The 9,263-nt window shown below is 71.9% G+C and carries 8 protein-coding genes; 5 read left to right on the top strand and 3 right to left on the bottom strand.

Annotated elements, in window-relative coordinates:
* Window positions 1–114: 114 nt before the first annotated feature.
* Both ACGFZK_RS35075 and ACGFZK_RS35070 read right to left on the bottom strand, forming a co-directional pair.
* Window positions 115–2,181 (bottom strand): discoidin domain-containing protein, encoded by a 2,067-nt coding sequence (locus tag ACGFZK_RS35075; protein WP_393852874.1) that lies wholly within the window; start codon window positions 2,179–2,181, stop codon window positions 115–117.
* Window positions 2,182–2,409: 228 nt separating this feature from the next.
* Entirely contained in the window at window positions 2,410–3,612 is a 1,203-nt protein-coding gene (locus tag ACGFZK_RS35070) for a serine hydrolase domain-containing protein (RefSeq protein ID WP_393852873.1), read from the bottom strand.
* A gap of 188 nt (window positions 3,613–3,800) precedes the next feature.
* Between ACGFZK_RS35070 and ACGFZK_RS35065 the strand changes: the two genes are divergently transcribed.
* Window positions 3,801–4,625 carry a helix-turn-helix transcriptional regulator gene (locus ACGFZK_RS35065; RefSeq protein ID WP_393852872.1) on the top strand — a complete coding sequence of 275 codons (825 nt, stop codon included), beginning with the start codon at window positions 3,801–3,803 and terminating at the stop codon, window positions 4,623–4,625.
* 248 nt (window positions 4,626–4,873) lie between these two features.
* Window positions 4,874–5,701 (top strand): FG-GAP repeat protein, encoded by an 828-nt coding sequence (locus tag ACGFZK_RS35060; protein WP_393852871.1) that lies wholly within the window; start codon window positions 4,874–4,876, stop codon window positions 5,699–5,701.
* A gap of 138 nt (window positions 5,702–5,839) precedes the next feature.
* On the opposite strand, the gene ACGFZK_RS35055 is transcribed toward ACGFZK_RS35060, so the two are convergent.
* Window positions 5,840–7,369: a monooxygenase gene (locus ACGFZK_RS35055; RefSeq protein ID WP_393852870.1), complete on the bottom strand. Its 1,530-nt coding sequence runs from the start codon at window positions 7,367–7,369 to the stop codon at window positions 5,840–5,842.
* 63 nt (window positions 7,370–7,432) lie between these two features.
* On the opposite strand from ACGFZK_RS35055, the gene ACGFZK_RS35050 reads away from it, so the two are divergent.
* The 3 genes from ACGFZK_RS35050 to ACGFZK_RS35040 all read left to right on the top strand — a co-directional run.
* On the top strand, window positions 7,433–8,107 hold the full coding sequence (locus tag ACGFZK_RS35050; protein WP_393852869.1) for a TetR/AcrR family transcriptional regulator: 675 nt from the start codon (window positions 7,433–7,435) through the stop codon (window positions 8,105–8,107).
* A gap of 23 nt (window positions 8,108–8,130) precedes the next feature.
* Window positions 8,131–8,484, top strand: a complete 354-nt coding sequence (locus tag ACGFZK_RS35045) for a zinc ribbon domain-containing protein YjdM (RefSeq protein ID WP_393852868.1) — start codon at window positions 8,131–8,133, stop codon at window positions 8,482–8,484.
* Window positions 8,485–9,081: 597 nt separating this feature from the next.
* On the top strand, window positions 9,082–9,263 hold a 182-nt coding region (locus ACGFZK_RS35040), incomplete at its 3' end, for a hypothetical protein (protein WP_393852922.1).

Genomic DNA, 9,263 nt, shown 5'->3' with positions numbered 1-9,263 from the left:
CGGGGGGGGGGGGGGGGGGGGGGGGGGGGGGGGGGGGGGGGGGGGCGGGGGGGGGGCGGCGGCGCCCACCCCCCCCCCCCCCCCCCCCCGGCCCCTGGACTCCCGCTCGGCGGGTCAGCTGCTGTAGACGCCGACCTCGTGGAGCGAGTACCCCCACTGGGTGGCGCGCTGGAGCCCCTGGATGCGGACGTAGCGGGCCGACACCCCGGAGAAGCGGGACGTGTCCAGGCCGCCGTCACTGGCGGTGGTGGACCAGACGGTCTGCCAGTTCGTGTCGTCCGTGGAGACCTCGATGCGGTACGCCTTCGCGTACGCGGCCTCCCAGTCGAGGGTGATGCGCCCCAGCCGGTTCGCGGACCCGAGGTCGATGCGCAGCCACTGGTTGTCGTTCCACTCGCTGGCCCAGCGCGAGCCCGCGTCCCCGTCCACGGCCCGGCCCGCGGAGAAGTTCACGAAGGGGTTCCACCACTGCGCGCTCGACGCCGAGGCCGAGGAGCCCGAGGCGAGGTTCACCCCGGACTTGTGCTTCTCGGAGTTGCCCCAGGTGGTCAGGTAGGACTCGGCGCCCTTGAAGAGGTCGTCCACCACGCCCTGGCCGCCGACGATGCGGATGTCCTCGATCCAGTCGGGGACCAGGCCGTAGTGCGAGGCGCCGTCGGTGTTGAGGTCCCAGGTGCGCGAGCCGGTGGTCTGCTTGTCGATGACGGAGCCGCCGTCGGTGCTGCGGAAGGGGTAGCGCACCGGGTTCGGGGTGTCGGCCCCGCGCGGGCCGGGCCAGCCGCCGACGCCGTTCATGTCGGTGCCGAAGCCGTAGCCGACGTTGTACTTGTCGCGCAGCGCGTCCGTCCGCTTGGCCTCGGCGCTGAACCCCTCGGCGCCGCTCATGTACGAGGCGACGAAGCCACCGAGCTTGTAGACCCGCTCGGTCCAGTCCAGGTCCATCCAGCTGTGCGAGGAGATCACGCCCGGGTACGACTCGGACTCCAGGATGTCGAAGGCGCGCCCCGCGGCCTTCACGCTCATGTGGTCGACCTCGAGCATCATCTTGCGTTTCATCATGCCGCGCACCGCGTACTCGCCGAGTTCGGTGAGCCCGCGGGTGTTGCACTGTGCGTCGGCGGCGTAGGACGGGACCGTCACCCCCGGGGGGAGCTCCTTCTGCGCGCTGGGCGCGGCCGCGAGCCCGATGGGGTTGTCGTGCTGCGGGCCGGTGCACTTCTCCGTCTTCCAGAAGGTGCCGGTCGACAGGAACTGGCCCACGTTGATGGCCGTACCGAGCGCGCCCTCGTCGAAGCGCACCCCGCACAGGGCGTTGTCGAACTTGTGGCACAGGAACATGCTGCGCACGCCGAGGCGGTACAGCTCGTCCAGGCCGCGGTCGATGTCCGCCTTGCTGCACTGGGAGACGTCCAGGATCTGCTTGCAGCCGAACGGTTCGGAGGTCTCGACGCCCAGGATGACGGCGAGTTTGCCCTGCTGGATGACCTCGCGGGCCTGCGCGGAGTCGGTGACGATGCGGAACCAGCCCTTGCCCGGGCCGCCGTACATCTTGTCGACGAAGGCCTGCATGTCGTAGGTCTTATGCGCTTCGAGGCGGATGGCGGTCATCTCGTCGCAGCCGCGGTCCTTGAAGAAGTAGACCGAGCAGATCACGCCGTTGGTGACGAGGTCGTTCACGAGCACCCGCTGCCCGCCGCGCCAGGCCCGTTCGACCCAGGCGTAGTAGTTCTGCTGGTGGGTGAGGGAGTCGTGGGCGGGCCAGTCCTTGAAGGTCGGCCAGCCGTTCGGGTCGTGCTTGCCGTCACCGCCCTTGGTGATGAAGTCGAAGATCGCGAGCGTGCCGTCGGGGTAGTGCTCGGGGCAGTCCTTGAGCGCGTCGGCCACTCCCGCCTCGGAGAACGGCTTGCCGCAGATGAGGCGGCCGCCGAAGCCCTCGTTGGACATCAGGTGGTCGTGCGCGTCGACGAAGCCCCGGACCCGTCCCTGGGCGTCGGTCCCCTTGAAGGGCTCGCCCGTGACGTTGATGTCGGAGTCGGGTGCGGGCCGTGCGACCGGGTTCCACCAGCCGGGGTCGGCGGCGGAAGCGGGTACGGGGCCGAGCACCATGGCCACCACGGCGAGGAGCAATGACAGGACCGCGAGGGGCCTACGCCTGTGGTGCGTCTGTCGGGAAATGGTCATCACTCACGTCTCAGGTCAGCCGGATGGCGCGGTGGGGGGAGCCGGATCCGTCCGGGTCCATGACGAGCCACGGCCACAGGCGTGGCTTGTCATGGACCGTGCAAACGGTGCGACGAGAATCGCGACTGCCGTCGACGGAGTCAATAGTCCGGGACAGATGACCTGATGATTCGTCAGAATGCTGCCCGTGGCGCCGTGGCGCCGTGGCGCCGTGGTCACGTGGTGGCGTCAGCGCGTGTCGTGTTCGCGCAGGTCCGACTCGGCCGGGGCGATGCCGAACCCGCGCGTCGTGGCCTTCGCGGCCGCGGCCGGCTTCCCGCAGAACGCGGCTTCGAGGGTCCCGCCGAGGGCCGTGTTGGCTTCACCCCTGTTCGAGGTGTTCGCCATCGCGGCGAGGCTGCGCCGTCCGTCGCGGGTGGAGAAGGCATAGGTGTAGAAGCCCTGCACGGTGCCCGTGTGCCCGTAGACCGAGGTGCCGCACGACAGGTCGTAGCGGCGCAGGCCGAGCCCGTAGAACCGGGTGTTCGTGGCGTCGGTGGGCGTCACGGTGAGCATGGCGTCCAGCATGCGCGCGGGCAGCAGCCGGCCGCCGAGGAGCGCGGACGTGAAGGTGTTCAGATCGGCGGTGCTGGAGATCATCGCCCCGGCGGACTGGGCCCACGAGACCGTCTGTTCGGTGGAGTCGACGAGCGGGGCGCCGGCCTCGTCGGGGTGGAGGTAGCCGCGGGCGTGCAGCCCCCTGATCTGCGTGCCGGGGTGTACGTAGGAGGTGTTGCGCAGCTTCAGCGGCTTGATGATCCGCTGCTCGTACTCCGTGGCCACGCCGTTGCCGGTGGTCTTCTCGATGAGCATGCCGAGGACGGCGAAGTTGGTGTTCGAGTACCGGTAGGCGGCGCCGGGCTGGTTCGTCCGCGGCTCGGCGAGCGAGAGGTTCACCAGCTCCTGGTAGCCGAACACCTTGTTGCGCACGGCCTCGAAGCCCGGCACCGTGTGCTCGAACATGGTGTCGGTGAAGTCCGCCAGCCCGCTGCGGTGGCTCAGCAGGTGCCGCACCGTGATCCGGTCGTCGGGCAGCAGACCGGGCAGGTACCGGTTGACGGGGGCGTCCAGCTCGATCCGGCCCTCGTCCACCAGCTGCAACAGGACGACGGAGGTGAACGTCTTGGTGACGCTGCCGATCCGGAAGCGGGCCTGCGGGTCCATCACCGCGCCCGTGGTCCTGTCGCGTACGCCCAGCGTCTGGATGCTGACACCGTCGGGGCCGCTGAAACGGGCCATGGCGCCCGGCGCTCCGGCGGCGGTCGTGTTCCGCAGCGCCTGGGTCAGTGCCTGCAGGTCGGGAGTGGTCGGGGCGGCGTGGGCGGTGGTCGCCGGAGCCACGGCGGCCACCACTGCCAGCAGGGCCGCACTGAGGGCCAGACGTCGGTTCATGGGCAGGGGCACGAAGCTCCTCCGGGTGGGGGGTGATCGGGTTCGACCGAGGTCGGCCGGGTCGGACGATTACGAGCCTACGCAAGATCATCGGACCGGATGGACGCCGGAATGAGCGGGAACACGCCAAATCCCAAGGGCAGTTCGGCCACTCGGGCACGGTTTCGGGGCGCGTCTAACCTGAAGGGGTGACCAGTAGCGAACTCGGAGACTTCCTGCGTGCCCGGCGCGCCCGCCTGCGGCCCGACGACGTGGGACTCGCCTCCCACGGACGGCGCCGCGTGGCCGGACTGCGCCGCGAGGAGGTCGCCGTTCTGGCAGGAATGAACGGCGACTACTACGCCCGGCTGGAACAGGGGCGCGAGCGCGGCCCCTCCCCGCAGATCCTCGACGCGATCAGCGGCGCCCTGCGGATGGACGAGGCCGCGCGGGAACACCTCTTCCGGCTGGCGGGCAGCGCGCCGGACGGCGATCGCCCGCAGCCGAGGGAGTCGGTCGCCGCCGCGCTGCGGCAGCTGCTGGACGGGTACACGAGCACCCCGGCCTTCGTCCTGAACCCCGCCACCGACTTCCTGGCGGCCAACGCGATGGCCGACGCGCTGTTCTCCCCGTTCGCCCGGCGGGACAACCTCGCGCGCATGACCTTCCTCGACCCCGCCGCCCGGCCGTTCTTCGTCCACTGGGACCGCGCCGGCGAGTCGGTGGTGGCCGGCCTGCGCCAGGCGACCGGCCTCGACCCGCGCTACCCGCCCCTGCGCCGCCTGGTACGCGATCTCGCGGAAGCGGGACAGGAGTTCGCCGCGCTCTGGTCGGCGCACACCGTCCACGGCAAGACCCAGGACACCAAGGAACTCGACCACCCCGACGTCGGACCGCTCTCGCTCACCTTCCACTCCTTCGACGTGCGCGGGGCGCCGGGTCAGCAGCTGGTGGTCTACCACGCCGAACCGGGAAGCCCGAGCGCCCGGGGGCTCGCCCTCCTCGGCAGCCTGCACGCCACCCGGCGGCCGTGACGGCGTCCTCGACGGACTCCGGGGTTGCGTGGCGTGCGCCGACTGCTCCGAACGGTCTTGAGATTGCCAATGCGACGAGAGAGGCGATCGGCCCAAGTGGTGGAGCGGTGAGAGGCGTGCGCCGCTCGAAGCCTCCCGAAGAGAGAATGTTCGCATGATCTTCGCCCGGTTCGCGGCGGTTGAAAGGTGATGTGATCCCTTCCGGCGTAAGTGTCGGGTAAGTGGCCGGGGTCACTCGGGATCGAGATGTGGATCAGGACCTGGACTCGGTGCCGGGCGGCTCGGAGAAGGACGACTACTTCGGCGAGACCCTTACCACCATCGACTGGAACAAGGACGGCTTCACCGACCTGGTGGTCGGCACCCCGAGCGATGACATCGGCACGGACACGAACGCGGGCACGGTCGACATCCTGTACGGCTCCGCGGGCGGCCCGGGCGGGGGCGCCCTCAAGGCCACGCACTTCGAGCAGGGCACGGGCACCGGGGCGATCGCCGCGTCGACAGCCGAGGCGGGCGGCCGGATGGGGCAGTCGCTCGCGGCGGCCGTCAACGACGCCGGCCGGCCGTACCTGCTGATCGGCTCGCCCGGAGAGGCCATCGGCACGCTCGCCGGCGCGGGCACCGCCTTCCACGTGTACGGCAACACGAGCCTGACGATGAGCCAGGAGAAGCCCGGGGTCCCCGGCGACCCGGAGACAGGCGACAACTTCGGCCTCGCCCTGACCGCGGACACCAACTACATCGCCATCGCCTCCCCAACGAGGCGCTCGGCACCAAGGCGAAGGCGGGCGCTGTCGTCATCTTCGACGCCAACGCCAACGCCAACGCCAACGCCAACGCCTTCGACGCCGACGGCCGTCCGGCCCCGCCGGCCGGTCTCGGCCGGGACAGCGCCGCCATCTCCGGTGACGCCGAGGCGGGCGACCAGTTCGGCTACGCGGTGGCCATCGCGCCGTTCCGGCCGACGGGCTCCCCGGCCCCGGCCGAATCGATCCTTGGTGACGATGGTGACGATGGTGGCGCCGGTGAACAGGGCGCGCCGCCTCGGATCGGCGGACCGGCGCCGCAGTTGACCGAGGACGGCGGCGCTGGTGGCGTCGTTGCGGGGCATGCGCAGGTCCTGTCCGTCAGGGGGATGCGGACCTTCAGCCCCGGCCCGCCGGGAGGTGGTGACCAGGCCGCGCTGTGCCCGGGTGCGGCGCACCCCACGCTCAGCGAGTGGCCCGCGCCGCCCATGCGCCGAGTGCCGCGTCGCGCCCGGTGCGCCGCAGGTCGGCGTCCTCGCTCCGGGTGGCCCAGGCGATGTGCCCGTCGGGCCGGACCAGGACCTCGCGGACCCCGCCGAGCTCCGGGTGTTCCTCGTACGCGTGGGCGGTGACGGCGGTGATCCGCGGGCCCTGCCCGATGGCGGGAACCTCGTACGGATCCGGGTGCGGGCCCTGCACACCGGCGAGGCGGAGCAGGAGGAAGCCGCCCCGGTGCAGGAGCTCGTACACGCGCGTCGCGTCCGAACCGGCCGCGCTCAGGCCGATGTCGGGCATCCTGCGGCCGGCCAGCGGATCGGCGTCGGGCGCGGCGGCCGGGTAGGCGGTGCCGAGCGCGGAGACCTGGTCGGCGAGCCGCCGGTTGACCTCGGGCATGCGCAGCAGTTCGTCGAAGAGCGTGCGCAGCGCGGTGGCCGGTCTCCGGTACCGGGCCACGAGCGGCAGCTCCGCCAGCAGCGTCTGCACCTCGGTGTTCTCGGTGACGGCCCGGCCGACGGGGTGGCGCTCCGCGTGATAGGTGTCGAGGAGTCCGGGCGGGGCCCAGCCGCCGACTTCCGCGGCCAGCTTCCAGCCGAGGTTCATGGCGTCCTGGAGTCCGGTGTTGAGGCCCTGGCCCGCGGCGGGGAAGTGGATGTGGGCGGCGTCGCCGGCCAGGAGCACGCGGCCGGAGCGGTAGGCGGCCGCCAGCCGGGTGGCATTGCCGAAGCGCGAGAGCCAGCGGGGCCGGTCGACCCCGAAGTCGCGGCCGCAGATCCGGACGAGCGCCGCGCGGAACTCCTCCAGGGTCACCGGCACCTGCGACGGCGTCCGCATCCCCTCCGGGTCGACGTACACGAAGCGGGTGAGTCCGCCTTCCAGTGGGGCGACGAGTACGCCCGCTGCGCGTGCGGCGGCGAGGTCCGCGGCGTCGGCGCCGACGGTGGCGAAGTCCCCGAGCACTCCGGTCAGGGTCTCGTCGGTGCCCGGGAAGCCGATGCCCGCGGCCTGCCGGACGAGACTGCGCGCGCCGTCGCATCCGGCCAGGTACGCGGCCCGAAGAGGCCTCGGGTCCCCGTCCGGCCCGCGTACCTCCGCCTCGACCCCGTCCTCGTTCTGCCGCAGGCCGGTGAGCGTGTGCCCGCGCTGTATCCCCACCCCCAGCTCCTGCGCCCGCTGCGCCAGCAGCGCCTCGGTGCGCGCCTGGGCCAGGAACAGCGTGTGGGCGTGGCGGCTGTCGAGCGCCGCGAAGTCCAGCGGGGTGCCGAGGGCGGCGAAGTGCCAGCCGGGCACGGTCCGGCCGAGCCCGAGGAAGCGCGGAGCGAGTCCGCGCAGGTCCATCAGTTCGAGGCTGCGCGGATGCAGGGTGAGCGCCCGGGAGTCCTGCTGGGGCTCGGTGCGCCGCTCGATGACCCGGGTCCGTACGCCGGCCAGGGCGAGCTCGCAGGCGAGCAGCAGCCCGGTCGGTCCCGCGCCCACGACGATCACGTCGGTATCCATCGGTGATGCCTCCCTCATTAGTGAACAGCGTTCACGTGAACGATGTTCACTATAGTGAGGGTCATGAGCTCCCCGTCAATCCCCGCCCGGGGCCGCCCGCCCCGCCTCGACCGGGCCCGTACGGTCGACACGGCCCTGGAACTCCTGGACGAAATCGGCCTCGACGCCCTGACGATGCGGCGCCTGGCCGATGCGATGGACGTCCGGGCCGGCGCGCTGTACCGCTATTTCGCCACCAAGGACGACCTGCTGGCCGCGATGGCGGAGCGCATGCTGGCGGGCCTCGCGGCGCCGGGGACCGGCGAGGACTGGAGCGAGCAACTGGCCGGCCTCGTTCGGGCCATGCGGACGGCGCTGCTCGCCCACCGGGACGGCGCCCGGGTCTACGCGGGCACCCATGCGACCGGGCCCCACACCCTCGGCTTCGCCGAGGCGGTCGTCGGGGTGTTGCGTACGGCCGGCTTCGGCGAAGCGGACGCGGCGCGCACGCTCCTGGCGGTGGTCCACTTCACCATCGGCCACACGCTGGAGGAGCAGGCCGCGCTCCCGTCGCCGGAGGGCAGCGGGGCGGCCGATCCGCAGCGCCTGCGCCTGGCCGCCGAGCCGGAGCGGTATCCGCAGCTCGCGGCCGTGCTGCCCACGCTGACGGGCGCGGACCACACGGCTCACTTCGAGTTCGGACTGTCCCTGCTCCTGCAGGGGCTGCGGACCCTGGATCGGGCGCCCGACCTGCGGTGACGGCCCTGAAATATACTGTCGGGGTGACGGAAAACCCCTTGCCTCCCTGCCCGGAATGCGCGGGCGCGTACGCCTACGAGATGGGAGCGCTCCTGGTGTGCCCCGAGTGCGGGCACGAGTGGCCGCTCGCCTCCGGCGAGTCCGGTGCCGCCGAGGAGCGGGTGATCAAGGACGCGGTCGGCAATGTGCTGGCCGACGGCGACACCGTGACGGTCGTCAAGGGGCTGAAGGTCAAGGGCAGCCCGAGCGGCATCAAGGCCGGCACCAAGGTGCGCAACATCCGCCTGGTGGACGGGGTCGACGGCCATGACATCGACTGCAAGGTCGAGGGATTCGGTCCCATGCAGCTGAAGTCCAGCGTGGTCAGGAAGGTCTGACCGGCGGCGGTGGCCGTGAACGAACGAAGGCGCCTGGCGGGCACGGTCCCGATCAGGCGCCTTCGTCGCTTCGGCGGGCGGTTCAGCGGGTGGTTCGGCGGGTGGTTCGGCAGACGGCTCATGAGCCGGCGCGCTCATGAGCCGGGCACCTCACCGAACGGTTACGGCGTGGCGTGGACGCGGAGGGGCGCGGGGGCCGTGGAGGCGATCGTCGCCGTGGCGGTGAAGACGTCCTCGCCGTAGGGCGGGCGACGACGCGTACGGGACGGCGGTTTGCCGTCGTCGTCTGTCGCCGGCGCGCAACCGGGACCTCATGGACGCCCTCGCCGGGCACGGGGTGCTGCCGGGGCGGCCGGGCGCCGACTGGCCTGGCCCAGATGCCTGGAGGCCCTGGCCACGACCCCGGGATGGGTGAGCGGGCGTCAGTTCACGCTGCTCGCCCGGGACCGCCGGTATCGCGCGGACGCGGCATGGGCACGCGCCGGGATCGCACCGCGACCCGGCCCGCTGAGCCGGCTCGGCGCGGCGGCGCAGTGGTACCGGGAGAGGGGCGGGGTCGCCCCGGGGGTGACGGCGATCTGCCGAAGCCTCGGCGGGATGGGGCGTGGGCGGGCTGTGTCGGGCAGGGCGGCGGGTAGCGTCGGAAAGCACAGCCGGTCACCCCCTGAAGGAGTGGAAATGCGCGATCTTTCGAACATCGTCAAGGCGTATGACGTGCGTGGCGTTGTGCCGGATGAGTGGGATGAGTCGCTGGCCGAGTTGTTCGGTGCCGCGTTCGT

Origin of the sequence: Streptomyces sp. NPDC048257, from assembly GCF_043201855.1 — a bacterium.
GTDB lineage: Bacteria > Actinomycetota > Actinomycetes > Streptomycetales > Streptomycetaceae > Streptomyces.
This window is presented reverse-complemented; position numbering and strand designations above follow the sequence as displayed.